This is a genomic window from Oceanicaulis sp. LC35, from assembly GCF_052055585.1.
In the GTDB taxonomy this organism is placed as follows: Bacteria; Pseudomonadota; Alphaproteobacteria; order Caulobacterales; family Maricaulaceae; genus Oceanicaulis.
On the sequence record NZ_CP170485.1, the window covers coordinates 1,949,988 to 1,974,386 of the forward strand.

General features: G+C 64.5%; 21 protein-coding genes. 2 read left to right on the forward strand and 19 right to left on the reverse strand.

Annotated features, from left to right (window positions below; translation table 11 throughout):
• Nucleotides 1–9: 9 nt before the first annotated feature.
• The gene (locus ACFELO_RS09300) at nt 10–597 is read right to left on the reverse strand and encodes a hypothetical protein (RefSeq protein ID WP_440957487.1); all 588 of its coding nucleotides are present in this window, start codon (nt 595–597) and stop codon (nt 10–12) included.
• 74 nt (nt 598–671) lie between these two features.
• The gene (locus ACFELO_RS09305) at nt 672–3,551 is read right to left on the reverse strand and encodes a bifunctional [glutamine synthetase] adenylyltransferase/[glutamine synthetase]-adenylyl-L-tyrosine phosphorylase (RefSeq protein WP_440957488.1); all 2,880 of its coding nucleotides are present in this window, start codon (nt 3,549–3,551) and stop codon (nt 672–674) included.
• A gap of 90 nt (nt 3,552–3,641) precedes the next feature.
• Here ACFELO_RS09305 and ACFELO_RS09310 point away from each other — a divergent pair, with 90 nt between their 5' ends.
• Nucleotides 3,642–4,232 carry a hypothetical protein gene (locus ACFELO_RS09310; RefSeq protein ID WP_440957489.1) on the forward strand — a complete coding sequence of 197 codons (591 nt, stop codon included), beginning with the start codon at nt 3,642–3,644 and terminating at the stop codon, nt 4,230–4,232.
• A 181-nt stretch (nt 4,233–4,413) separates the two neighbouring features.
• On the forward strand, nt 4,414–4,923 hold the full coding sequence (locus ACFELO_RS09315) for a hypothetical protein (RefSeq protein WP_440957490.1): 510 nt from the start codon (nt 4,414–4,416) through the stop codon (nt 4,921–4,923).
• On the opposite strand, the gene ACFELO_RS09320 is transcribed toward ACFELO_RS09315, so the two are convergent.
• The 17 genes from ACFELO_RS09320 to ACFELO_RS09400 all read right to left on the reverse strand — a co-directional run bounded on the left by ACFELO_RS09320 (nt 4,889) and on the right by ACFELO_RS09400 (nt 24,359).
• Nucleotides 4,889–6,217 carry a sensor histidine kinase gene (locus ACFELO_RS09320; protein ID WP_440957491.1) on the reverse strand — a complete coding sequence of 443 codons (1,329 nt, stop codon included), beginning with the start codon at nt 6,215–6,217 and terminating at the stop codon, nt 4,889–4,891. The genes ACFELO_RS09315 and ACFELO_RS09320 overlap by 35 nt on opposite strands.
• Nucleotides 6,218–6,343: 126 nt before the next feature.
• Nucleotides 6,344–7,015: a response regulator transcription factor gene (locus tag ACFELO_RS09325; protein WP_440957492.1), complete on the reverse strand. Its 672-nt coding sequence runs from the start codon at nt 7,013–7,015 to the stop codon at nt 6,344–6,346.
• A gap of 63 nt (nt 7,016–7,078) precedes the next feature.
• Entirely contained in the window at nt 7,079–8,554 is a 1,476-nt protein-coding gene (locus ACFELO_RS09330; RefSeq protein ID WP_440957493.1) for a Do family serine endopeptidase, read from the reverse strand.
• A 132-nt stretch (nt 8,555–8,686) separates the two neighbouring features.
• Nucleotides 8,687–9,892 (reverse strand): bifunctional alpha/beta hydrolase/OsmC family protein, encoded by a 1,206-nt coding sequence (locus tag ACFELO_RS09335; protein WP_440957494.1) that lies wholly within the window; start codon nt 9,890–9,892, stop codon nt 8,687–8,689.
• Nucleotides 9,893–9,963: 71 nt separating this feature from the next.
• Nucleotides 9,964–10,338, reverse strand: a complete 375-nt coding sequence (locus ACFELO_RS09340) for a cytochrome c-type biogenesis protein (RefSeq protein ID WP_440957495.1) — start codon at nt 10,336–10,338, stop codon at nt 9,964–9,966.
• Entirely contained in the window at nt 10,338–12,299 is a 1,962-nt protein-coding gene (locus ACFELO_RS09345) for a heme lyase CcmF/NrfE family subunit (RefSeq protein WP_440957496.1), read from the reverse strand. The genes ACFELO_RS09340 and ACFELO_RS09345 overlap by 1 nt, the downstream gene beginning before the upstream one ends.
• A complete protein-coding gene (gene ccmE, locus ACFELO_RS09350; RefSeq protein ID WP_440957497.1) occupies nt 12,296–12,796 on the reverse strand; it encodes a cytochrome c maturation protein CcmE in 501 nt (166 codons plus the stop codon). Before ccmE ends, ACFELO_RS09345 begins: the two co-directional genes overlap by 4 nt.
• Complete coding sequence (locus ACFELO_RS09355) at nt 12,793–13,749, reverse strand: tetratricopeptide repeat protein (RefSeq protein WP_440957498.1); 957 nt, start codon at nt 13,747–13,749, stop codon at nt 12,793–12,795. The genes ccmE and ACFELO_RS09355 overlap by 4 nt, the downstream gene beginning before the upstream one ends.
• Nucleotides 13,746–14,396: a DUF938 domain-containing protein gene (locus ACFELO_RS09360; protein WP_440957499.1), complete on the reverse strand. Its 651-nt coding sequence runs from the start codon at nt 14,394–14,396 to the stop codon at nt 13,746–13,748. The genes ACFELO_RS09355 and ACFELO_RS09360 overlap by 4 nt, the downstream gene beginning before the upstream one ends.
• A 42-nt stretch (nt 14,397–14,438) precedes the next feature.
• On the reverse strand, nt 14,439–15,776 hold the full coding sequence (locus ACFELO_RS09365; RefSeq protein WP_440957500.1) for a hypothetical protein: 1,338 nt from the start codon (nt 15,774–15,776) through the stop codon (nt 14,439–14,441).
• A 53-nt stretch (nt 15,777–15,829) separates the two neighbouring features.
• Entirely contained in the window at nt 15,830–17,230 is a 1,401-nt protein-coding gene (locus tag ACFELO_RS09370) for a sensor histidine kinase (protein WP_440957501.1), read from the reverse strand.
• The gene (locus ACFELO_RS09375) at nt 17,227–17,913 is read right to left on the reverse strand and encodes a response regulator transcription factor (RefSeq protein WP_440957502.1); all 687 of its coding nucleotides are present in this window, start codon (nt 17,911–17,913) and stop codon (nt 17,227–17,229) included. Before ACFELO_RS09375 ends, ACFELO_RS09370 begins: the two co-directional genes overlap by 4 nt.
• A 14-nt stretch (nt 17,914–17,927) precedes the next feature.
• Nucleotides 17,928–18,215: a PepSY domain-containing protein gene (locus tag ACFELO_RS09380; RefSeq protein WP_440957503.1), complete on the reverse strand. Its 288-nt coding sequence runs from the start codon at nt 18,213–18,215 to the stop codon at nt 17,928–17,930.
• Nucleotides 18,216–18,290: 75 nt separating this feature from the next.
• Entirely contained in the window at nt 18,291–19,190 is a 900-nt protein-coding gene (locus ACFELO_RS09385; RefSeq protein WP_440957504.1) for a DnaJ C-terminal domain-containing protein, read from the reverse strand.
• Between the two features lie 79 nt (nt 19,191–19,269).
• Nucleotides 19,270–23,070, reverse strand: a complete 3,801-nt coding sequence (locus ACFELO_RS09390) for a baseplate multidomain protein megatron (protein WP_440957505.1) — start codon at nt 23,068–23,070, stop codon at nt 19,270–19,272.
• 12 nt (nt 23,071–23,082) lie between these two features.
• Nucleotides 23,083–23,505, reverse strand: a complete 423-nt coding sequence (locus tag ACFELO_RS09395) for an NlpC/P60 family protein (protein WP_440957506.1) — start codon at nt 23,503–23,505, stop codon at nt 23,083–23,085.
• Complete coding sequence (locus ACFELO_RS09400) at nt 23,502–24,359, reverse strand: DUF2163 domain-containing protein (protein WP_440957507.1); 858 nt, start codon at nt 24,357–24,359, stop codon at nt 23,502–23,504. Before ACFELO_RS09400 ends, ACFELO_RS09395 begins: the two co-directional genes overlap by 4 nt.
• Between the last annotated feature and the right edge of the window lie 40 nt (nt 24,360–24,399).

Here is a 24,399-nt window from a genome sequence, read left to right on the forward strand (position 1 = left end):
CTTTGACGCCTAGTTGCGCCACCAGGGCGTGCGACGCTCTTCCCGACGCTCTTCACGCGCCGCCACATGAGCATCGAGCTCATCCGGGGTCACAGAGCCGTCAGAATTCGCATCAAGCCGCTCGAACATACGCAGCGATCCCGCCATGAACTCATCGGAGGAGATGCGGCCATCCTGGTCGGCGTCAAAACCGCGACCTTGGCCCCGGCGACCGTCACCACGACCTTCACGGCGGTTGGGACGGTCCTCACGCTCGGCCTGACGCGCCTCACGGCGCTCTTCACGCAGCGACATCATGCGGATGTGCATCGGAGAGGCGTCCGCCTCGTCCAGGAAGCCGTCGCCATTGCGATCCCGATAGGCGAACTCTTCGCCCTGCAGCTGCTCGACCTCGGCGCGGGTGACGGTGTTGTCACCGTTCAGATCCGCCACCTGAAGCATGCGCAGACCATTCATGCCGCCATGCCCGCGGCCCTGACCACGATCATGATGACCGTGGCCACGCGCGCCATATCCGTCAAAGCCCATGGGCTGGGCCAGGGCTGCGCCCGAACCCAGAACGATCATCGCTGCAGCAGCGCTCAGAAGTCTCTTCATCGTACCAATCTCCTGTATCGAAGCGGGGTCTTGTTCTCTCCCTCGCTCATACCCTTGGTACGGGTGGGGTCATCCTAATCCGTCGCGCGAAATCTGACAGGCCCGATATAGCGCTCGAAAACCGTGCGAACATCAGCGGCGCAAGCATCCAGACGATCGGCGGCACAGGCCAGATCCTCGCAATGGGCCGCCATGCACAAACGCCGGGAGAAAGGATCGCTGGCTTTTTCCGGATCAAAGTCCGCACCATGCGCCGCCCGCAGGATCTGCGTCAGGTCGCCATAAAGCTCATGCGCCTCCAGCAATACGCGCGCATCCTCAACCGCCAGCCATCCTGCTTGCGACAGTCGGTCCAGAGCCCCCGCCGTATCCGCGCCCTGTCGTTCATGCTGAACCAGCTGACCGATCTGGGCGATGAATTCGATATCGATCAGCCCGCCCGGCCGCAGCTTGAGGTCCCAGAACGACCGCGCCGGTCGATCCCGTTCCAGCCGGGCGCGCATGTCCGCGGCGTCCTCGCGCAACATCTCGGCGTCCCCGGCGTCACCGATCACGGTGTTGATGGCGTCATCAAGCTTTCGGGCCAAACCACCCTCGACCACGATCCGGGCGCGGGTCAGGGCCATCCGTTCCCAGGTCCAGGCTTCGGAAGTCTGATAATACTCTTCAAAGCGGGAGAGGCTGACCGCAGCGGGCCCGGCGGAGCCCGACGGCCGCAGCGCGAGGTCCACTTCATAGAGCTCCCCCTCCTCGGTGGGCGCCGAGAGGGCGGAGACCAGACGCTGGGTGAAGCGGATGAACCAGGTTTGCGCGACCAGCGGGCGCTTGCCGTCTGATTGCTCGGCATGTGGCTCATAGACCAGCATGATATCGAGATCAGACGTCGCGGTCAGCTCTCGCCCCCCGAGCTTGCCCAGCCCCAGCACCGCCCAGTCGCCCGGTGGAGGCCCGTGCCGCGCGGTCATTTCCTTGACGGCGGCTTGCGCCATCGCGGCCAGCGAAGCGTCGGCGAGATCGGCATAGGCCTGCCCCGCATCCTGCGCCCGCGCACGCCCCAGCAAAAGCTGTCCGCCAATGCGCAACTTCTCCTCACGCGCCAGACGCCGGGCGGCGTTGAGCGCCTGCTCGTAATCCATCGCATCAAGCCCGGCAAAGCGCTCAATCCGATAAGCCGGCGGGTCTTCGCTCAGCGGGCGCGCGAAGGCCGGGTCCAGCAGGGTATCCAGAAGCGCCGGGCGCCGCGCCAGGGTTTCTGCCAGACGTGGCGCGAGGCCCAGCATGGCGATCAACTCACGCGCCAGCTCGGGCTGATTGACCAGAAGCGACAGCGGCTGCACCCCGCTGGGCAGGCCCTCGAAAAAGGTCGAAAAGCGGGTGAAGGCGGCGTCGGGATCACCTGTGGCGGCCAGCGCCTCGATCAGGCGCGGCGCAAAGCGGGAGAACAGGCGCCGGGCGCGTTCAGTGCGCGCAGCGCGCGCCCGGCCCGCCGCCCAGCCTGACAGGCGCTCCCACACCCGATCCGGCTGCGAAAAGCCCAGACGGTCCAGCGTCTCACGGGTATCGGGCGTCGGCTCGACCCCGGTCAGCACCAGAGAGCCCGCCTCGGTGGCGAGACTCTCTCCGTCCCCGAACTGGGCCGAGAAGGCCGCGTGCACAGCGCCGAACAGCGCTGTCATGCGCGCATCAAAGTCGCCCAGATCATCCGATCCCGAGAGCGCCGCCACAGCCCGGCGCGCCTCCGCCTGCACAGGCAGGGTCTGGGTCTGCTCGTCCTCCAGCATCTGGATGCGATGCTCCACATCACGCAGGGCGATGTAATAGGCGGTCAGCGCTTCGGCCTCTTCAGATTCAATGAGGTCATGGGCCGCCAGCGCCGCCAGCGCATCCACCGTACCGGGCGCCCTGACAGCAGGCATGCGCCCGCCAAACACCAGCTGCAGGCATTGGGCGTAGAACTCGATCTCGCGAATGCCGCCACGCCCCAGCTTCACATCATGGCCGGCTGCGCGCACTTCAGCGCGCTTGCCGACGGCCTGAATCTGCTTGGCGATGGAGCGGATATCCTCGACCGCGGCGAAATCCATGGTCCGCCGCCAGATGAAGGGGTTGAGGTCTTTCAGAAAGCCCTCGCCCGCTGCCCGATCACCCGCACAGACGCGCGCCTTGGCGTAGGCCGCCCGTTCCCAGTTCTGGCCCAGAGCTTCGAAATAATAGCGCGCCATATTGGCGCTGACCGCCACAGGGGTGGAGCCCGGATCAGGACGCAGACGCAAATCAACGCGGAAGACATATCCGTCCGCCGTCACGTCCTGCATGATATTGCTGAGCTTCTGGGCGATGCGCGAGAACAGCTTGAGCGGGTCCTTGCCCTCGGGCGCCTCGATGATCTCCGGCTCATAGGCGATCACAAGATCAATGTCGGAGGAGAAATTGAGGCTGCGCGTGCCGTGCTTGCCCAGCGTCAGCACGAAATAGCCCGGCAGCGGATTGAGCGGATCGCTGACCTCGACGCCATAGCTGCGCACAGCGCACGCAAGGCTGGCCTGAACAGCCGCGTCGGCAAAGTCCGTCAGCGCCGCCATCACCTGTTTCAGGCTGAACGCGCCCGCAAGGTCCGCCAGCGCCGTGACAAGATGAAGGTCCAGCTTGGCCCGCCGCAACACAGCCATCACTTCGGCCTCGTCCTCCAGGGACGCCGCCTGACGCGCGGTCTCGCACAAACGCTCGATCAGGGCTTCAGGGCTGGTGGTGGCAAGCTCACGCAGCGTATCGGGCCGCCGCACGACCGTGCGCGTCAGATAGGGCGCCGCCGCGAACACGCTGTCGAGGAAATCCGCCCCCTCGCCCCAAGCGTCAAACACCGCCTCGCCGATGCGCTCTCGCGCCCGCCGGGCGCGGTCGGGCGCGATATTGGGCAGGTGTTTGGTGAGGCGGTCTTTGAGGGGCGCAGTCATGGACCCAGAGTGCAGAGCGTTGCGGGCCGCTGCAAGATTGCGAGGCGGTTCGGCTTCCCCTACCGTCCGATTCTTGCTGGAGGGGAATCCATGATCAGAAATCTCTGTGTGGCGGCGATCCGCCTGCTGGCCTTGTATCTGGGAGCGATTACTCTTCCCAATTTGCTCTTTAGTCTGATGCGCTTACTCAGCGGGAGCGACCCATTTTCCAACACCGCATATGAGATTCAGAACTTTCTGGGGTTAGGCATCACGATCGTACTGGCTATCGCGCTATGGGTATTTTCGGGTTTCCTCACAAAGGTAATAGCACCCGAAGCAAAGAACCCCACAGAATCAGATATCAAGGCACAGGATTTCGTTCTAATCGGCCTGTGCCTGATTGGCGCGAACACACTGATCAACAGCCTTCCAGACGCTATTATTTATACGACTGAAGTCATACGCTCTCGAGCTGCTGAGGGCGCCGCAGCGAACTCCAACATGCAACTGCAAGTGCAAGTTAGGTCAGGCCTCGCTTCTTTGCTGTTAGAAGCCATCATCAGCTCTGTGTTTGGCGCCGGCCTGCTCTTCTTTGGCTTCCGACTGCGTCCGTTTCTGCGCAAGTTCCAGACTCTACGCACCGCCGGCCACGACAAGCCCGAGCCTATTTCCGCTTCGAAAACGTCAGAGCGATCCTGAAGCCAGGGCATCGCCTCAGGCTTCGGGCGCTGCTGCGCCGATACGACCGCGCGAATGGCTCGATTGTTATTCGCGCGGTCGTGGGCAAAGGGTGCGGCGCGCCGCGATCAAGGGCAAGGCGGTTGCGGCAGTGCTTCAAGCCTGCATAGTAGCCGCGCTTTCGCCTGACAGGAGTCCCCGCATGCTCAGATCCCTTTTCGTTACGCTCCTCAGGGTGCTGTGCGTATGGGGGCTTATCCTACAGGTTCCCGAACTTGTTCAGATTTGCCTTCACTGGATGGCTCTCACTTCAGTTCCTGAAATGTCACCCGATTTTCCAGATACGCTCTGGATAACGGGGCAGCTTTCGCTGTCGGCCTCACTGGCATTAGGGTTCGTGTTCGCAGCGCCGGTGTCAAAAGTCGCAATCCCCAAGACTGCGGACTTTCCCAGGATCTCTCTGACAACCATGGAGCTTACCCAGATGGGGCTGGCGATTCTCGGAGCCTATATTGCGATCACTCGCATTCCGCTGGTCTTAGAGAACCTGCTCACTTTCGGGGCGTTCACGGCCTTCATAGCATCCGATCTGGCGCAAAGCCTTATCGGCCTTGTCCTCGTGATGCTCATATTCAGAATAAACAGCAGGCCAATTGACCGCCACGACAAGCCCGAGCCTATTTCCGCTTCGGAAACGTCAGAGCGATCCTGAGGCCAGGGCCGGCGCCATCCACGGCGCCGGGGCCGTCATCGAGGCTGAGCTTTGCGCCGTGCACTTCCGCGATGGCGTGCACCAGCGACAGGCCAAGGCCCACGCCGGGCTGGTTGCGCGAACGATCCAGACGCACAAAGCGCTCCAGCACCCGTTCGCGATCCTCCGCCGGGATGCCGGGGCCGGTATCAGTGACCGACAGCTCGATACGCCCATCGCCGGTCTTGCGACCGCGCAAGGCAATCGCGCCGCCATCGGGGGTGTACTTGATGGCGTTGTCGAGAAGATTGGCGATGGCCTGAGCAATCAGCTCGCGATCCCCCAGCAGCATCAGATCGGGCGAGCACTCGCACAGGAATTCCGTGCCCGCATCCTCACACACCGGCTGATAGAGCTCGCACATATCTTCCATGAGTGCGCCCAGATCCATGCTCTCGAAGGCGCGGCGGCGCTCACCGGTCTGAAGGCGGGACAGGGACAGAACGGCGTTGAAGGTCTTTAAAAGCTCGTCCACATCGCTGACGGCTTGCATCAGCGCGGCTTCGCGCGCCTCCACATCGCCTTCCTCAACAAGGGCGGATTCGATGCGTCCGCGCATTCGGGTCAGCGGCAGGCGCAAATCGTGGGCGATGGAATCGCCCGCCGTGCGCATGCGGTGCATCAGGTTTTCCACCCGATCGAGCATGTCGTTGAAATTGCGCGCCATCTCATCCAGCTCATCGCCGGAATAGGTGCGCGGCGCGCGGGTATCGAGCTTGCCCAGCATCACCGCCCGCGCAGCGGCGTTGATGCCGTCGAGCCTTCGCGCAAACCGACGCGACACGACCGCGCCCGACACGATCCCCAGCGCCAGCGACAGGCCCGAGGCGATCAGGACCGAATTCAGCGTATTGGCGACGAAGCGGCTTTCCTCTTCCACATCGAGGCCGACAAAGAGCTGATAGCCGTCGCCCAGCTCGACAATCTGACCGCGGGCGTCCCGGCCTTCCTCGGCGCGATCAATCACCCCGTCCACGGGTTGGCGGTCATAGGTGAAGCGCACCCGGCCTTGCGGATCGGTCGGGGCTTCTGGCAGGCCATAGATATTGCCCACCAGCTGTTGCCCGTCCGGGTCCAGCAGCATGTAGAAGAACTCGCCCCCGCCCACCGAGCGCTGGACGAGATAGCGATAGGCGCCCTGATAGCCGCGCTCTTCATAGAGCGTCTGGATCTCGGCGACTTCAGCGGAGACAGACGCATCGGCCCGCCTCAGCGCTGCGCTCACAGAGGCGGCGTAGACGAGCGCAAGGATCACGAAACTGGACAGCGCAAACAGCGCCGCAGACAGCAGCGTCAGGCGAAAGGCGGTCGTCCGCAGAAACGCGGGCGCCCGCCAGCCTTTATGGGTTTGCGTGTCCAGTGTCTTGCTCGCCGTTCGCGCCTAGTTGGACAGACGATAGCCTGCCCCGCGCACCGTGTGCAGCATGGAGGTGTCGAACGGCTTGTCGATCTTCGAACGCAGACGCGAGATGTGCACGTCGATGACGTTGGTCTGGGGGTCAAAGTGATAGTCCCAGACCTTTTCCAGAAGCATCGTACGGGTCACGACCTGACCGGCATGGCGCATGAGGAATTCCAGCAGGCGAAACTCGCGCGGCTGAAGCTGGATTGTCTCCTCACCGCGCTTCACGGTGCGCGCCAGAAGATCCATTTCCAGATCACCGACCTGCAGGCGGGTCTTCAGCGCTTCAGGGTCACGACGACGCGCCAGCGCGTCCACACGCGCCTTCAGCTCTGAAGGCGCATAGGGTTTGACCAGATAGTCATCGCCGCCCGCCGTCAGGCCAGCCACGCGATCATCCACCTCGCCCAGCGCGGACAGCACCAGGACCGGGGTCTTGTCGCCTTCCTCACGCAGGATGGACACCATGGACAGGCCGTCGCGGCGCGGCATCATCCGGTCCACGATCAGCACATCGAAAGCGCCGTCACGCGCCATGGCGAGGCCGTCCTCGCCATCATGGGCCATATCGACCACATGTCCGGATTCGCGCAACATTTTCGCAATGTTGCCGGCGACCTCGCGGTCGTCTTCCACGATCAGAATACGCATGACTCACTCCCGAACCAGAATGGGCGCCGGGCTTCCCGACCCGGCGCCGTATTGTTGTTTTTGTTATTCGTCCGTCTCTTCGGACGGCATTTCCAACGCGGTGTAGCGCTGACCGCTTTGCGACACCACGAACACCAGAAGCGCACGGCGGTTGCGCTCACGCGCATCCTCCACCGCCGCATCAAAATCAGACAAGGCGCTCAGATCACGACCACCCGCTTCCAGGATCATATCCCCCGGACGCAGACCTTTCTCAGCAGCTTCCGAGCCGGGACGCACGCCCTGAACCAGTAGGCCACGGCCATCCTCGATCCCCAGCGCTTCACGCTCGGCCTCATCCGCCACGCTCAGCGCCAGACCGAACTGGGCGGCGGCGCCGGCGTCACGATCCGGGGTTTGAGCCGGGGCGGAATTGTCCGGGCGCTCGGTCAGCTCGACGCGAATGGTGCGCTCGCGCTCTTCACGCAGGATGCGGAATGCGACGCGCTCACCCGGCGCAAAGGCGCCGACGCGACGGGTCAGCTCACGCGGATCGTCCACCGGCTCGCCATTGATCTCAAGAATGATGTCGCCGTTCTCCAGACCCGCGGCCTGCGCCGGGGTGTCGTCGAGCACCTGGTTGATCAGAACGCCTTCAAGGTCTTCATCAAGACCCATGGCGTCCTTGAGATCATCGGTCAGGACAGCCGGGGCAATGCCCAGATAACCCCGTCGCACTTCGCCATTCTCGATCAGCTGATCGATGACGGTGGCGGCGAGATCGGAGGGGATGGCGAAGCCGATGCCCACATTGCCGCCCGTCGGGCTGATGATGGCGGAGTTCACGCCGATCACCTTGCCATCGAGATCAAACGCCGGACCGCCCGAATTGCCGCGGTTGATCGGCGCATCGATCTGCAGGAAGTCGGTATAGGCCTGAGCCGCGCCCATCTGGCGACCGGTCGCAGAAATGATGCCCGCCGTGGCGGTGCCGCCGAGACCGAACGGGTTGCCCACGGCCACGACCCAGTCGCCAACCCGGATGCTCAGATCGCGTTCCAGCTCCACATAGGCGAAGGGTTCGTCTTCTTCGGCGACGCGCAGCAGCGCCAGATCCGTCGCCACATCCGTGCCGACAATGGTCGCCTCAAGAGAACGCCCGTCAGTCAGCACGACACGGATGGTGTCGGCGCCGTCAATGACGTGATTGTTGGTGACCACATAGCCGTCAGCGGAAATGAAGAAGCCCGAGCCCTGGGCGCGACGTTCGCGCGGCTGGTCCGGAATGCCGCCAAAACGCTCGAAGAACTCGCGGAATTGCGGCGGCAATTGCGACATGTCAGGCGCGTTCTGGCTCTCCACATGACCTTCCGCCTCGATGGAGACCACAGCCGGGCTGACCTGCTCGATCAGGCTGGCGAAGCTCATCGGAGCGCCATTGGGCGCCGCATAGGCATACGCGGACGGCGCCTCCTGCGCGCTAAAGGCGACAGTGGTCGCAGCCCCCAGGGTGAGAGCGGCGACGGCGGCGGACAGGATCAAACGTTGGGTCAGTTTCATGGCAGACAATCACAGTCCTTTACGCGTGTCAGAACCGGCGGACCGGTCCATGGGATGTAAATTTGATGGCAGGGTGCGGCTGACAGGAATATTACGGACACCTTACGGTTTCGTAATTTTTAGAGTCTGGTCTCAGCGGCTCCCCTTATAGCGGCTCTCCACATGGGCGCCGCGCTCAAGCGTGCGGTGGACCGGGCACTTGTTGGCGATCTCGAGAAGCTTGAGCTGAAGGGCTTCATCCTCCAGACCCTCGACCTCGATCTCGCGCTCAAACAGATCTGACGGGCCGTCCGCCTTCACCTTGCTATGGGTCACCCGTGTCGTGATGCGCCCCAGCTCGATTTGCTTGTGATTGGCGTACATGCGCAGGGTCATGGTCGTGCAGGCGCCCAGCGCCGCAGACAACATGTCATAGGGAGCGGGACCGCCATTCAGACCGCCCACCTTCTCAGGCTCATCTACAATGAAGGCATGCTCGCCAGTCACAGCCCAGCTGTGAAACCCGCCAAGCCCAGTCTCCTGCACGATAGCCGTCTCGCCATTGTTCAGTTGCGGCGGCGGGCCGACCTTGGCGGGCGGCGCATACCGGCTTGCCCAGGCCGCGATGGCGTCAGCAGCGTAATGACTGTCCGCTTCCCGGCTCAGAAGGTGATCCGCATTGTCCAGGCTCAGAAAGCTTTTGGGATGACGGGCGGCTACAAACAGGCGCGTGGCGTTCTCGATGCCGACGGTTTCATCAATCGGGGAGTGCGCGATCAGAAGCGCCGCCTTCATGTGGCGCACCACATCTTCAAGCTTGTGATCCTCGATATCGTCGAGGAATTGCTTCTTGATCGTGAAGACGCGCCCGGCAAGCGACACCCTGGCGGAGCCGTTGGCCTCGATCGCTTCCACCTCATCCTGACTGAAATGATGGCGCACATGCTCGGCGTCAGCAGGCGCATTGAGCGTGGCCACCGCTTTGACTTCGGGGATGGAGGGCGCCGCGGCGATAACCGCCGCCCCGCCCAGGGAATGGCCAACCAGAAGACTGGGCGCCGCCTGCGTCTCGCGCAGAAAGTCCGCCGCCTTGATCAGGTCTTCCACATTGGAGCTGAAATTGGTGTTGGCGAAATCACCTTCGGACTGGCCCAGCCCGGTGAAATCAAAGCGCAGCACGCCATAGCCATGGGTGGTCAGGCGTCGGGACACCCGCTGGGCCGCGTGCACATCCTTGGAACAGGAAAAACAGTGCGCAAACAGGGCCCAGGCCCGGATCGGCCCGTTCGGGCGATCCAGTCGCGCCGCCAGCGTATCGCCTGCGGCGCCTTCAAAGGTCACTTTTTCTGATTGAGCCATCCCAGCCTCTCATCACCTGTCTGAGAGGATGAGGTGGCGTCTTTGTGTTCAGGCTTCAAGACAAGCTCTGCTCACGGTTTCGTGGGACGTTTGCGCATGGAATTGGCCAGGAGGCCGCCACCCATCACAAGCAACAGCACCGGCGCCACCCATAGCAGGATCGTATTGGCGTCCAGCGGCGGGCGCATCAGCACCGCATAGCCGAAACGCTGCACCAGCGCTTCGCGCACCGCATCGTCATCCGCGCCTAGAGCGACCTGCTCACGCACGAACCGGCGCATGTCCTGCGCCTGGGCTGCGTTGGAATCCAGGATCGACTCCCCCGAGCACACCATGCACCGCACTTCGCGCATCAGGGCCTGCGCACGCGCTTCCTCATCAGAAGGAAGCGCGCCTGACGGAACAGACTGGGCCGCCAACGCCAGAGCCAGGATCAGGGCTTTCATCACACCGCCTCCGCAGGTTTGGCAGTCGCATCCCGCCGGACGATGGGCGCATAGGCGCGCAGCCGTCCTGTCAGCGACAGACCGCCGCCCAGAACGATCATGATCGCGCCAAGGCTCAGCGCCCAGATCAGCGGGTGGAACGCTACTCGTGTTTCAAACGCCGTCGAGCTGTCCGGACGCAAGCGCGCTTCGCCGACCGAGATATACAGATCACCGGCGATAGAGGATTTCAGCGCCACTTCGCGGGTGGTCTGGTTGGCGCCGGCATAGAAGCGACGCTCCGGAGACATGACGCCCCCCTCGCCGCCATCCACAAGGATACGCGCCCGGTCAGCCATATAGTTCGGCCCGTCAGCCCGGCGCACGCCATCCAGCGTCAGCTCGCGACCTGCGATACTCACGCTTTCGCCCGGCGCCAGCGCCAGATTCTGATCTGGCGGGCGGGAGGCGTCCGCCGCAGCCCCCAGCGCGATAAAGCCGACGCCCGCATGGGCGAGCACCCGGCCAATGACCAGCAGCTTCTGGCCGCGCGCCATGGCGACCGGCAGGAATTGGCCCAGATCCATCACCGCGCCCGAAATCGCCCAGACGCCAATGGCGCCGCCGACAACCGCCAGCGGGCTGGCGCCGGCGAACAGCAGGGCGATGATCACCGCCGCTACCGGGATCAGCATCAACGCCGCGCGCATTTGCGAGACCGCGTTCTTCAATCCGCCATTAGCCCAGGGCAGAAAAGGCGCGATGGGCATCAGAAGCGCCGCGCCCAACAAGAGCAGCGTGGCCGAAGAGTTGAAATACGGCGCGCCAACCGAAATCGTCGCCCCACCCATCATCTCAAGCAGCATGGGATAGAGCGTGCCGATCAGCACGACGCCCGAGGTTGCGGCCAGCAGCAGGTTATTGGCGCCGATCAGCGCCTCTTTGGACGTGGGTTCAAACCCGTCGCCCTCGCCCAGCGAGCCGGCGCGCAACGCAAACAGCAGGAACCCCGCCACCGAGGACACGCCCAGCATGCCCAGAATCCAGATGCCGCGTTCAGGATCAAGCGCGAAGGCGTGCACCGAGGTGATGACGCCCGACCGCACCAGGAAGGCGCCCAGAATGGAGAGGATATAGGCCAGAAGCGCCAGAAAGACGGTCCAGCCTGGAAAGGCGCCGCGCTTTTCAGTGGCGATGGAGGAGTGGATCAGAGCCGCGCCCAGAAGCCAGGGCATGAAGCTGGCGTTCTCAACCGGGTCCCAGAACCACCAGCCGCCCCAACCCAGCTCGTAATAGGCCCAGAAGGCCCCCAGCGCGATGCCCGCCGTCAACGCCGTCCAGGCGCCCAGCGCCCAGGGGCGGATCGCCGCCGCGAGCACACGGCCCGGCGTTTTCTGCATCAGGCCCGCCGCCGCAATCGCAAAGGCCGTCGACAGCCCCACATAGCCCACATAGAGCATGGGCGGATGGATCACGAGGAGCGGGTCTTGCAGGATCGGATTGAGCTCGGCGCCTTGCAATGGGACCGGAGACAAGCGCTCGAACGGATTGGACGCGAAGGCGAGAAAGCCGAAGAACAACGTCTGCAACAGGCCCTGAAAGCTCACGGCGCGGGACCGCAAACCCTCATCCGTCGGGCCAAAGCGCGCCAGGCCATAACCGAACACCGCCAGCAGCAGACACCACAGCAGCATCGAGCCTTCATGCCCGCCCCAGCTGGCGGCGATCTTGTAGGCCAGCGGTTTGTCGACCGATGAGTTCGCCGCCACATAAGCGATGGAAAAGTCAGACCGCAGGAAGCTCGCGATCAGCAAGATCATGGCGACGCCCGCCGCAAGCATCGCGATCTCAGAGGCCGCCTTGCCCGCATTCACATACGCGCTGCGCCCCGCCCCCCCGGCGCCCCGCCAGGCGACGAAGATCTGCACAAGGCTCGCCAGCAGGGCCAGCGCGATCAGATAGCGTCCGAGCTCGGCGATCATGAAGGCTGCTCCGTTTCAGCGGGGCGATAGCCATTCGGGCCGCCATAGCCCTCATGGTCGCCTTCCTCTTCATGCCACATTCCCGATTCGCGCAGTGCAGCGGCGACTTCAGGCGGCATGTAGTTCTCATCGTGCTTGGCGAGCACGGTGTCGGCGGTGAAACGGCCTTCGGGATCAAACACGCCCTCGGCCACAATGCCCTGCCCTTCGCGGAACAGGTCCGGCAGCGAGCCGTCATAGCTGATGCGGATTTCCCCGCCGCCATCGGTGATGATGAAATTGGCGCCGCCGCGCGACGGACGCTCCACAGAACCGTCCAGAACCAGTCCGCCCACGCGCACGCGCTGACCGGGCTGGGGCGGGTTCTCGGCCACCATGGCGGGCGAATAGAAGAACACCATGGCGTCACGCATGGCCGTCATGGCTAGACCGGCGGCCCCGACCAGAACCACGCCTGCCGCGAGGGTGATCCAAAGACGTCGCTGGGCTTTTCTCATTGTTCGCTCTCCTCAACCGCAAAGGCGGTCCGCATGGCCGAAATCAGGGCCAGGGCGCCGGCATCGCCTTCAAACCGCGCGCTCGCCTGCTCCAGTGCCTCAAGGCCGGCTTCGGCCTGCCCTTGCGTCCAGCGCGCCCGCGCCAGCGTCAGCCAGCCGGACAGATCGTCCGGATCCTCTTCAAGCCGGGTTTCAAGCCGACTCACCATCATCTCCGCCAGGTCTGCAGGATCAACACCCGCAGCGATGGCGTCGGCGAACGGGGCCGCGCCGGACGAACCCGGTCCGCCCTGCGGTCGCGACAGAAGGTCCGCCGCACGCGCCGCAATCGCTGCGCGGAACGGGTCCCCGTCATCCAGACGCGCAATGATGTCAGACCAGACTGCAGCCGCTTCATTGCGTTCGCCGCGCGCATAATAGGCTGCGCCCAGGAAGAAGGCGGGTTCAGGCAAGGTCGGATCCAGCTGGTTTGCCGCCTCAAAGGCGCGCTCGGCTTCGGGGGTGACCTGACCGTCATTGAGCACCACAAGCGCCTGCCCGAGATCGGAGAGAATGCGCGGATCCTCTTCGATCTGAAGCGCGCGCGTAAACAGGGTGACCGCTTCCAGCTCCCGTTCGCTGCGCGACAGGAAACGGCCCAACAGCGTCAACGCCTGAAGGTCTTCGGGATTCTCGCGCAGGATGGCGCGCAAGCGGGCTTCCTGCTCGTCCGGGGACAATTGTTCAGGATCGGTCTCCGCCAGACGCTGGGCGACGGAGGCATAGGGGGCGCCTGGTTCTTCCGGTTCGCCGTTGACGAAATAAAAGCCCAACGCCCCCAGCAGGACGACCGGAACAATCACAAGCGCCATGATGCGCCCCGATCCCGTCTCGGTCCCGTTGAGGAAAGGACTGGCCAGACGCCAGGCGGCGACGGCGCCGATGATCGCCGTGATCAGGATAAAGAGGATCATGCCGCGCTCCGATGGAAGGTCAGCATCAGATTGTTGGACGGCATGACCAGCCGTTCCGTCCGCGCAAAGCCGCAACGGGCCGCAAGCGCATCCACGGCCTCGATCGAGCGCACGCCCCAGCTTGGATCGCGCTGTTTAAGACTGGCGTCAAAATCGAGATTGGACGCCGCGGTCTCCGCCCCTTCCAGAAACGGGCCGTACAGATACAGGCCCCCCTTCGGTGCGAGAAGCTGTGATGCGCCTTCAAACAGGCCTTCCGCCGCCTCCCAGGGAGCAATGTGGATCATGTTGGCGCAGTAAAGCGCGTCCACAGCCTCAAGGTTTTCCCACCAGCCCTTCGCGCAGACATCCAAATCCAGCGACGGGCGGATCCGGCCCTCGGCGTCCTCAGCCCAGGCGTTCTGGCTGGCGCGCGAGCGGGGATCGGGATCGCTGGGCGTCCAGCTCAGATCCGGACGCGCACCGACAACGGCCAGAGCGTGTTCGCCGGTTCCGCTGGCGATCTCCAGAACCCGGGCGCCCTCAGGCAAGCGGTCCTTCAGCGCCAGGGTGATCGGTTCGCGATTGCGCGCTGCGCTTGGCGAGCTCATACGCACGCCGTGCTCGGCGCGGTCTTCCAGTGCAATGGGAGAAGTCTTCTCGGTCATACGGGGGTAGATAGACTGTCCCCCGCCCGCTTTGAAGGCGAATTAGGCCGCTTGAACTGCGGCGGCTCGGCGCAGGAGCACCGCACCGGCCTCCCGCATGCCCAGCACATCAAGGAAACGGGTCACCTCGCGCAGGCGAACACGATCGGCTTCCTCGTCATCAGAAACATTGCGGCGCAAGCGCGCGAGAATATCCTCGCCCAGCTTCTCGGCGGTTTCCCGAAAGTCTTCCAGAAGATGGGCATGGGCGTTGCCGACAGCGGCGCGGGCCGCATCATCCTTGATCTGATAGAGAAATCCGCAGACCGCTTCGGCCTCATCAAAGACCGGATCGCCAGGATGGGGAATATCACGCGTGCGGCGTCTTGGCCCTGTCTCGGGCAAGGCATGCTCGAACATCCGCCGCGCCTCTTCATGGATCAGCTCCATCTGCTGGCTGGCGGCGTTGCGCAGCTCGAACAGACGCTTGCCCCAAGCGCCATCCTTGCGAATGCCGATCTCCCGGGTCATGCCCACGGTGACCGCGGCGAACTGGGTCACCGCCTGCACACAGCGCGCCACCTGATCGGGCGTTTTGGGGGTGAGCTTGAAGCCCTTGAGATAGAATTCGGCGTCGCTCAGCAGCGCTTCACCCACGCTGGACATATCCGTATGGGTCAGCAGGAAATCATCGTCACGCCGGGCGATACGCTCGAACACGCGTAGCATGCGCCAGGGTTTCTGGACCCGCGCCATGGTCATCAGGAGCACCCAGACACCGGATTCAGGCTGTTCCTCGATGGCCTGCTCATACCGGTCGCGCAGCTCAGCGCAGACCTCATCATCCATCTTCTCGATCTCTTCCGGCAAGCCATCGAGTGCTTCGCGCAAGGCCGGCACACTCATCAGCAGACCGGCGACAGAGCGCACTTCATCAAAGTCCTTTACGCCCAGCTGATGGCGAAGGCGTTTGTTTTCTTTGGGCTCTTCCTTGAGCGAATCCACAGTCTCGACAATCAGCTGCGCCACCCTCACACGCGCCTCGTCCAGGCTCTCGTTATCAAAGTTATCTGAGAATGTGGACGCGGCATCCATCGCAGCCGCAGCTGCGTCAGGGTCCAGGTCCGAGCGGATCCAGCTCCACAGTGGGACCAGAAGCGCCTCGGGAATCAAGGCGCGTGACGGCTCGATCACGGTCCGGTCGCCTATGGCGTCTTTCAAGGGAAGGAAGAACTGCCGGCAGGCCGCACCATCCGCGCCATAGCGACAGAATTCCAGCATGCGCGCCATGCCGGGATCAATTTCGGCTGCCAGATCGACAAGACTATCCACCCGCTCACCCGACATGTGAGCCAGCAGCATGGACAGTTTTTCGACTTTCTCCGCGGAGAGCGGCCCCATGGGATCACCAAGACAAGCACGTTGAGTATGAAGATAACTGAACGCGGTTAATGTCAGCTTTCCACAAGCGCCGGCAACCACAAACAGGCTTTCAGCCCGCCCAGCTCTGAACGATCAAGCTCGAGGGCGCCCTCATAAGCCCGCGCCAGATCGACCACGATCGCCAGCCCCAGCCCCGTCCCTGGCGCCTGTTCGTCCAGACGGACCCCGCGCGCCAGCACGGCCTGACTTTGCTCAGGCGTCAGCCCGGGTCCATCATCTTCAACGCACAGATAGACCTGCCCCTCGCGCAGGCTGGCGGACACGGTCACCGCGCTCGCCGCCCATTTGCAGGCATTATCGATCAGATTGCCCAGAAGCTCTTCGAGGTCTTGTTTTTCACCCCGAAACACGACCCGCTCCTCACAGGACCAGCTAAGCGTAATGCCCTGACGTCCATAGATTTTCTGCAAGGTGCGGCCCAGATCGTCGACCGTGCGGTCCACAGCCGCCCGAGCGCCAATGGTGCGCGCATGGGCCGCCGCACGCGCCCGGCGCAAATGGTGCTCCACCTGCTCGGACATCAGACGCGTCTGCCGGTCCACCTGGCGGGCGAGCGCGCCCTCCTGATCCCGCGCCTCATTGGACAGGACCGTCAGCGGTGTTTTCAGCGCATGAGCCAGATTGCCCACATGGGTGCGGGCGCGTTCGACGACTTCCTGAGAATGATCAAGCAGCTTGTTGAGCTCGCCGCCCAGCGTGATCAGCTCGGCGGGATAGACGCCGCTGACCCGGTCCGCCCGGCCATCGCGCACATCCGCGACCGCGCGCCCCATGCGCAGAACCGGCGCCAGACCCACCCGGACCTGAACGAAGACCCCGATCGCCAGAGCAACCGTGAACAGGAAGAACAGGCCCGCAGACGCCAGGCCAAACCGCAGGATGCGCGCATTGGCCGGTCGCTGGTCTTCAGCCGCAATTACCAGAAGCGGTTGTTCGACCCCTTCAATCAGGATCGCACGGATTACCAGCCGCAAGGGCTCTCCGTCCGGCCCTTTGGTCGTCGAACTGACAGGCCGCCCCGGCGTGGACAGCGCCTCCCCCAACGCCTTGTCCGGCGCGGCCAGTGAGACATCGGCCAGAGATTGAGAGCGTAAGGGCGCCACATCCAGCGCCCCGGGCAGGGACACCTGCCAGTAGCGCCCGGAAAAGGTCTGCGAAAAGCGCGGATCGATCAGGTCTTCATCCAGACGCAAAGTCAGGGCGCCGCTGACTTCCACATGGGCGATCAGGGCGTCGGCCACTCCGGCCAGACGGTCTTCGAGATCACTCAGGACCGTCTGACGAAACAGGGCGGTCAGGGACATCGCCCCCAGCACCAGAAGCACGAGCGCCCAACCCAGCGCCGTCATCACCAGACGGCGCACCATCGACCCCTGTGTCACCAGGGGCGGCGATGTGGGCGCGTCACTCACTCAGCCGCCGAACTTTCGGTCTCGCCCGGATCCACCAGCCGATAGCCCAGACCGCGCACGGTCTCGATCCGGTTGGAGCCGATTTTCTTGCGCAGGCGTCCGACAAACACTTCGATCGTGTTGGAGTCGCGATCAAAATCCTGATCGTAGATATGCTCGACCAGCTCGGTGCGTGAAATCACCCGGTCGCGGTGATGCATGAGATAACTCAGCATCCGGAATTCGTGCGAGGTCAGCTTGATCAGCTGGTCGCCCAGGAAAACCCGCGACCCGCGCGTGTCCAGGCTCAGATCACCACACATCAGGGTCGAGCTGGAATGTCCCGCCGCGCGACGGGTCAGCGCCCGCAATCGCGCCAGCAATTCCTCGGGATGGAAAGGCTTGGTCAGATAGTCATCCGCGCCTGCATCAAAGCCCGCGACTTTCTCGCTCCAGCGATCACGCGCGGTCAGGATCAGCACCGGGGCGGACATGCCCGCATCGCGCCAACGCTCCAGAACCGTCACACCGTCAAGCTTGGGCAGACCCAGATCGAGAACGATCGCGTCATAGGGCTCGGTCTCGCCCAGAAACAGGCCGTCCTCGCCATCCGCTGCCGTATCCACGGCATAACCCGAATGGGTCAGCACATCCGCCAGCTGGCGGCGCAGGTCTGGATCATCTTCGACAATAAGCGCTCGCATCTCAGCGTCCTCCGCTAGCGCCGCACCCGACCGGAGATCGCATCCACGCGCACATCCAGCCGGCGGCCTTCCGGGGTCAGAATCCGGATCATGTAATAGGGATTCTCACCATTCACGAGCCGGTGCGAAAGCACCTCGGAACCCGGATACGCCTGACGCACCGCCGCCACCGCGACCGAGACCGGCACGATGGACTGGGCGGACGCGTGAACCGCATCCTTGTGTGTGCTGGCGAAGGCCTGCGCATCCGCGAGAACGGCGGCGCAGGCAAACGTCAGGAGAAGAGTGAGAATTCGTTTCATGACAGGCTTAATGACGGATCCGGGCTGAACGCATGCTGAACGTCGCTGACAGGGTTTCGCCGCGAAGTTGACGCATCATGACATGAAACGCTTTCGCGGATCATAACCGGCTGGCGGTTTCCAGTCTTCGATAAAGGCTTCAAGGTCGGGATCATTGAGCGGCACATCGATCACCAGGCGAATGATCTGGTCGCCCCGACCGCCCTCGCTTTTGGGGGCGCCCTTTCCGCGCAAGCGCAGCTGGGCGCCGGAATTGGCGCCGGCGGGCACGCGCACTTCCACCATACCGTCCACCGTCGGGGCGCGCACCGTGCCGCCAAACAGGGCTTCCTTTAGCGAAATGGGCAGGTCGAGGCGGATATTGTCGCCCTCGCGCCGGAACCAGGGATGATCCGCGATCACGATCTCGATCAGCGCATCCCCGGCCGGGCCGCCATCGCGTCCCGGATGCCCCTGCCCGCGCAAGCGCAGCACCTTGCCGCTCTCAACGCCGACCGGCACCCCCACCTCAAGGGATTTGCCGTTGGACAGGCTGACGCGTTTTTTCGCGCCCTTCATCGCTTCTTCAAAGCTGACGGTCAGGCGCGCCTTGATCTCGGCGCCGCGCATGGGCTGGGCGCGCGAGCGGGCGCCGCCAAAATCAGTGAAGAGGTCAGAGAACAGATCGCCCAGATCCTCGAACCGGCCGCTGGGGCCGCGCTCGCCGGGAGCGCCGCCCGGACGTGAGCGGAAATGATACGCCGGGCGCTCCTGACCCTGCGCGTCGATTTCGCCCTGATCAAAACGGGCGCGCTGTTCGGGATCAGACAGCAGTTTGAAGGCTTGGGTGACCTCTTTGAACTTCTCCTCCGCCTCCTTGTCATTGGGGCGTGCGTCAGGGTGCAGGGCCTTCGCCAGCTTGCGGTAGGCGCGCCGGATCTCGTCGGCGCTCGCTGTGCGGGACACGCCCAGAATCGCATAAGGGTCAGTCATCATGGCCGTCGTGATAGCAGTCCATTGCCAGTCGGGCGAGCGTCAGGGCGCACCCGTCCGGCGCATATCTGTAGGTTCCGCCTCACATCTGCAAGACAGACGCCAATCCGGGCCCGTATCGTTCCGACACCTGACAAACCTGAAAGACATGACCGGCAAGGTCGGAGGGCAAGTCAGCGCGTGGCAGGTCGATCAGGGGCGCTGTGCACATCCATTGCCCGATCAAATCCCCGTCAGGGGCCTGCAGGCTCACCTGATAGTGCTCCTGCGCCTCTCCCAGCGGGACGTCTAACCCCTGCCAGCGATCCCCGCCAAGCCGGGTGCGGCGGATCCAGCCGAGCCTCATCTCCTCCGCCCGTCTCTCAAGCCGCAGATGCACCGGGGATAAGGGTCGCAGATCACGCCCCTCATAGACCGCCGTCAGACGCCGGGCGCGCGCATCACTGCGTCGCGCGCCCTCAGGAACGGCGATCACACTCAGCTCGGCGCCGCGTTCGGCCTCATTCACCGGCAGTACCTCGAGCAACGGATCCAGAATGACCACGCCTGCGCCCGCTGGCGCACCCGCCGGGGGCGAGCCGCCCAATCCACGGAGCAAGCCGTTCAGCAACCAGCTCCCGTCCGGCTCCAGCGCGGCGCACTCGAACCCGATGACTTCCCAGCCCTCCTCTGTCTCGACCGCCAGACGGTTGGCGCCCGCCAACACGGCCAGAGGGGAACGGCTCTCCAGCGCTCCTGCCGTCAGACGCAAACGCAAGACGGCGTCCCGCCGCCAACGCCCTTCCGGCCCCGCCGGTAAATCCGCCAGCAACTCTCCGGTCCGGGCCGGGGCCACAAGGCGGGCGCGGGCTTCAGCGCTGTCCTCATCCGCGCCTGCGTAGAGTTGGACAGCGCCCGCCCAGGGCTGGCTCCACGCAGCGGCGACAAGGCCGTTGCGAGCGCTGTCGGCATCCGGCTCAAGCGGCAGATCGAGAAGCCGCACCAGTGGCCGACCGGCAGGCGCAGGTGCAGGCACGGCGCCCGTTTGCGGCTCGGGGCCCGAGACCGGGGCGGCGCCGGGGTCTGTCCGTCCCAAACGCGCCTGACGCACACTGCCGCCTTCGAGCGCGTCCAGGCGCCAGACCGGCCCCATCGCTGCAGGCCTCACCGGATCGCCCGGCTCCAGCCGCGCCAGTGACGGCGGCAGGGCCGCGTTCAGACTCTCACCCTCGCGCCTTGCCCGATTGAGCAACCCCCTTGCCCAGTCCTGCGCCTGCTGGCGATCCGCCAGCACCGGCGCGCTCAGTGAAACAAGGCCATGGGTCAGATGGTCCAGACCTTGCGCCCTGACCGACGCGGGGGCGTACTCGCCCTCATCCCCAATCAGCGTGAGCTGCGCATCGGCAGGCGCGGTTTCAGGTGGCGTGCGCGTGATCACAAATCCGTCTGCCCCCTCGGGCAGATCGTCGTTCCTGAGAACCGTCGCGGCGCCGCGCGGCGCAAGCGGCAGGCAGACCGGCCCGCGGCTCTGATCGGTCAGGGTGAAGCCAAACACGCCCGACAGCGAGGCGATCACATCGCGCGCGCGCCGGGGCCGGTCGATCACAAACCCCGCCAGCACGCCATCCAGAGCCGACACGTCCAGCGTCTCAAGCCCCGCCCGCCTTGCCACGTCCTGAACCACCGCGCCCAGCGCGGACTGTCCCGCGCGCCCTGTCAGCCAGTGCCCGCGCCGCCAGTTGCCGCCATCACTCCACACATCCTCACGGGTCGGGAACTCGGGAAACGGTCGCCCGTCCCAGCACCAGACATGACTGCGCGCCACATCCAGCATCGGCCCGCCATAGACTGTCGAGACCGGGTTATGGCCCTCATCAGGCGCCCAATAATCCAGCACTGTCTCGATATAGCGTCGCTGGATCAGGTCATCGCGGGCGCCATTGGAGAAATGCGGCGCGCGGCTTTCCGCGCTCTTGGGATCGATGAAAACATTGGGCTGGTTTGAACCTTTATCGACCGCCGGGCAGCCCAGCTCCACAAGGCGGATCGGCTTCATTCCCGGCGTCCAGACCGTCGGCGCGCTGGCGCGCACCCCGCCCACCCGGTCATGATGGGGGTTCGACCACCAGTCAGCCAGGCGCTTATAGGCCCAGATCCAGTCCTCGCCATATGCGCCGTCGATGATGGGTGTTCGCAGCTGGGTCTGACGATCCGCCTCGTTGGCGTAATACCAGTCTCCGCCCTCACCGCCTTCTACATTGTTGCTCAGATAGGCGCGGTCATGGATCGAGCCCGCGGCGGCGTCCGCATGCGCCTCGCCCTCGCGCCAGTCCGATAAAGGCCCGTACCAGTCGATCCCGATATAATCCACATTCGGATCGGCCCAGAGCGGATCGAGATGAAACAGGCGATCCCCCGACCCGTCGCCGGGCGCATGACCGGCATATTCAGACCAGTCCGCCGCATAGGAGAGCTTCACCCCCGCCCCGACCAGTGTGCGCACCTCTCCCGCCAGGGCTTTGAGGCGCGCGACAGCGGGATAGCTTGTCCGGTCAGAGCGCACCTGAGTGAGCGCCACCAGTTCAGACCCGATCAAAAGGCTCTCCACCCCGCCCGCAGCTTTGGCGAGCATGGCGTGGTGCAGGATGAAACGGTCAAAGCCCCAGTCTTCGGCCCCCGCATACCGCACCTCATCCCCGCTCAGAGAGAAGTCCGCCACCTTCGCGCCGCCAAAGAAGGCGTTGATCTGCGCATGCGCCGCCATGCTCTGGTCCGGGCTTCCCGGCTGGTCCGGCGCCGGGCTCGAACTGATCCGACCGCGCCAGGGATAGGCGGGCTGAAAGCCGCCGCCATGCGGATCGCCGGGCACGGTCTCGCCCGGAATATCCATCAGGATGAAGGGATAGAGCGTGACCTGATAGCCGCGCTGTTTGAGCGCGCGGATGCAGGCGATGATCGTGTCATCTGACGGCGTGCCGCCATAGACCGGAGCGCCCTCTTTCTGCGACACCAGATGCGCGCTCGCCCGATCCAGCCCCGCCGCGCGCCAGCTTAAAGGCCGCGTCCGCTTCTCGCGCGTCTCGACGCCGGGGCGGATCTGGCACTGGTCACAGCGCAGATCGGTCCCGAACCAGCTCGTGACCAGCGCGACCGATGTCACGTTCGGCAGGCGCGCGGCAAGATCATCAAGCGCCGCGTCGAGATTGGTGAAGGCGCGGCTGGTGTGGACATTCTCGGCCCGCTCCTCGCCCTCGCGCACCTCGCGAAACACGGGTTCGGTGGCGTAGGCGAATTCGCCCGAGGCCGGGATCAGGCACACGCCCTGAACCAGCTGCTCGAGCTGCGGCTCTTCGCTCTCAACAGCCCCCGCGCCCAGCACTTCAAAGCTCAGATTGGGAAGCCGCGCGCCAAACGCATCAAGCGGCAAATCCTCAAACACCATATAGGCGAGCCCGCGATAGGCGGGCGCTTGCCCCTCCACCGCCTCGATCAGCGGATCGGGCGCCTGGTCTTCGGCTCCGCTATGAAGCCGCATCACCGCGGCGTCATGGTTCAGGATTTCGCCATTCGCCCAGATGCGTCCCACGCTCGCGATCGGGCCTTCACACAGCGCCACGGCGAAGCTCGCGGCATACTGATACTCGGTCAGCTCCGGCCCGCCCTTGCCGCCAGATGTGCGCGCGCTTTCTGTCACGGGGCCCATCCAGATCACCTGCCCGGCCAGACGCATGCGGCCATAGACGATGGGCACGAAGGCGCCCTCGGTCGAGGTCTGAACGCTCAGCCCGTCAAGGCGCGGGCCTTCGCGGTCGGGTGCAAACAGATTGCCGAGGAGCGTGGAGACACCGGCCTGCAGAAAGGACGCCCCCGCCTGTCCGGCGGCGGTCAGAAGAAGCTGGCCCATAAGGTCCTCGCTCTAATGTTGAGGGAAGGCGTAGGCGCCCGAAATCCGGCGCCGCCAGAACGACCCCAGCGTGGTCTCGCACACGCTCTGCCCGCGCCAGGCGTGCAGGATGCGGTCGGGCGCGGAGAGGATGGCGCAATGGCGCGCAAAGCCGTTCGTCGCATAACGAAACAACAGCACATCGCCGGGTTGGGCTTGAGACGCATCAAGCGGAACCAGCCAGCGCCCTGCCGCCTCGCTGAGCGTGTCGACTGGGGTGCGTTCAGACCAGTCCGGCGCGTAGGGCGGCAAGGCTTCCGGCTCCGGCCCGTAAAGCGCCCGCCACACCCCGCGCACCAGCCCCAGACAATCGCACCCTGCGCCTTTGACGCTCATCTGATGGTGATAGGGCGTGCCTATCCAGCTTTGCGCCTCGGCCAGAACTTCCGTCCTCATCGACGGGCGCTCACGGGCCGGATCAGGGCGTCATTGCCAGGCATGTGCGGGCAGCCGCGAAAGTTCAGCGCGTTGGAAAAACGGGTGGCGCAGGTCTCGAACCGCTTGTCACAGCCCACGCTCAACTGCACCGCCTGCCCAGGCGTCACGCCCTCAGGTATGGCGGCCTCAAGCTCAATGACCTGTGCGGCGCCTTCAATGCGCGCCGACACAATGCGCTGATCAGGCCAGCTCGCGCCCGGCCAGCTCAACACGCCGTGGATCAGCGCGGACGCGTCCAGACTGTCCGCCCCGCTGATCCTCAACGCCCGCGCCGTGATCTGTTCAGACACGGCGCCCTCCACCCGGCGCCCGGCGGCGCCCAGATCGACACCGCAGCGGGCATCCCCCAGCTCCGCATCGCACAGGCGTGAAAAGGCCCGCCCGATGGTGCGGTTCAAACGCGCGCTCAAACCTGAAACATCTGCTTCAAGACCCTGATCGCCATAGCGGATTTCCCCAAGCTCGCCTGTAAAGGCTCGCCAGAACAGCGATGGCTCGGACCAGTCCACGCGGTAGAGCACAAGCCCCGCACCGTCCCAGACGCCCGCGGCGATGTCGGAGCACGTGATGATGCTGGAGTCGAGCTGACCAAACACGGCGCCGCGGGCGGGCGCGCCGCCCGTCTCGCTGCGCAAATCGCCATGCGAAAACCCTGAGGCAGGTTCACAGTTTACGCCCTCTAGCTCCAGCGCCTGATCATGATCGGTGAAGCCGAACCTCATGCCGTCCCGGCGTGTCAGGATCCAGACCCAGCACAGGGTCGTGACGCCCGCATCGAGCTTCGCCTGCAAGAGGGGTGGAATGTCGATCATGCGACCTCCAACAAAAAACCCCGGCGCAGGGCCGGGGTGG

What these genes read in the sequence shown, in the direction of transcription:
- ACFELO_RS09300 (WP_440957487.1), bottom strand. Translation starts at nt 597, where the DNA reads ATGAAGAGACTTCTGAGCGCTGCTGCAGCGATGATCGTTCTGGGTTCG.
- ACFELO_RS09305 (WP_440957488.1), bottom strand. Translation starts at nt 3,551, where the DNA reads ATGACTGCGCCCCTCAAAGACCGCCTCACCAAACACCTGCCCAATATC.
- ACFELO_RS09310 (WP_440957489.1), top strand. Translation starts at nt 3,642, where the DNA reads ATGATCAGAAATCTCTGTGTGGCGGCGATCCGCCTGCTGGCCTTGTAT.
- ACFELO_RS09315 (WP_440957490.1), top strand. Translation starts at nt 4,414, where the DNA reads ATGCTCAGATCCCTTTTCGTTACGCTCCTCAGGGTGCTGTGCGTATGG.
- ACFELO_RS09325 (WP_440957492.1), bottom strand. Translation starts at nt 7,015, where the DNA reads ATGCGTATTCTGATCGTGGAAGACGACCGCGAGGTCGCCGGCAACATT.
- ACFELO_RS09330 (WP_440957493.1), bottom strand. Translation starts at nt 8,554, where the DNA reads ATGAAACTGACCCAACGTTTGATCCTGTCCGCCGCCGTCGCCGCTCTC.
- ACFELO_RS09335 (WP_440957494.1), bottom strand. Translation starts at nt 9,892, where the DNA reads ATGGCTCAATCAGAAAAAGTGACCTTTGAAGGCGCCGCAGGCGATACG.
- ACFELO_RS09340 (WP_440957495.1), bottom strand. Translation starts at nt 10,338, where the DNA reads ATGAAAGCCCTGATCCTGGCTCTGGCGTTGGCGGCCCAGTCTGTTCCG.
- ACFELO_RS09345 (WP_440957496.1), bottom strand. Translation starts at nt 12,299, where the DNA reads ATGATCGCCGAGCTCGGACGCTATCTGATCGCGCTGGCCCTGCTGGCG.
- ccmE (WP_440957497.1), bottom strand. Translation starts at nt 12,796, where the DNA reads ATGAGAAAAGCCCAGCGACGTCTTTGGATCACCCTCGCGGCAGGCGTG.
- ACFELO_RS09355 (WP_440957498.1), bottom strand. Translation starts at nt 13,749, where the DNA reads ATGATCCTCTTTATCCTGATCACGGCGATCATCGGCGCCGTCGCCGCC.
- ACFELO_RS09360 (WP_440957499.1), bottom strand. Translation starts at nt 14,396, where the DNA reads ATGACCGAGAAGACTTCTCCCATTGCACTGGAAGACCGCGCCGAGCAC.
- ACFELO_RS09365 (WP_440957500.1), bottom strand. Translation starts at nt 15,776, where the DNA reads ATGGGGCCGCTCTCCGCGGAGAAAGTCGAAAAACTGTCCATGCTGCTG.
- ACFELO_RS09375 (WP_440957502.1), bottom strand. Translation starts at nt 17,913, where the DNA reads ATGCGAGCGCTTATTGTCGAAGATGATCCAGACCTGCGCCGCCAGCTG.
- ACFELO_RS09380 (WP_440957503.1), bottom strand. Translation starts at nt 18,215, where the DNA reads ATGAAACGAATTCTCACTCTTCTCCTGACGTTTGCCTGCGCCGCCGTT.
- ACFELO_RS09385 (WP_440957504.1), bottom strand. Translation starts at nt 19,190, where the DNA reads ATGATGACTGACCCTTATGCGATTCTGGGCGTGTCCCGCACAGCGAGC.
- ACFELO_RS09390 (WP_440957505.1), bottom strand. Translation starts at nt 23,070, where the DNA reads ATGGGCCAGCTTCTTCTGACCGCCGCCGGACAGGCGGGGGCGTCCTTT.
- ACFELO_RS09395 (WP_440957506.1), bottom strand. Translation starts at nt 23,505, where the DNA reads ATGAGGACGGAAGTTCTGGCCGAGGCGCAAAGCTGGATAGGCACGCCC.
- ACFELO_RS09400 (WP_440957507.1), bottom strand. Translation starts at nt 24,359, where the DNA reads ATGATCGACATTCCACCCCTCTTGCAGGCGAAGCTCGATGCGGGCGTC.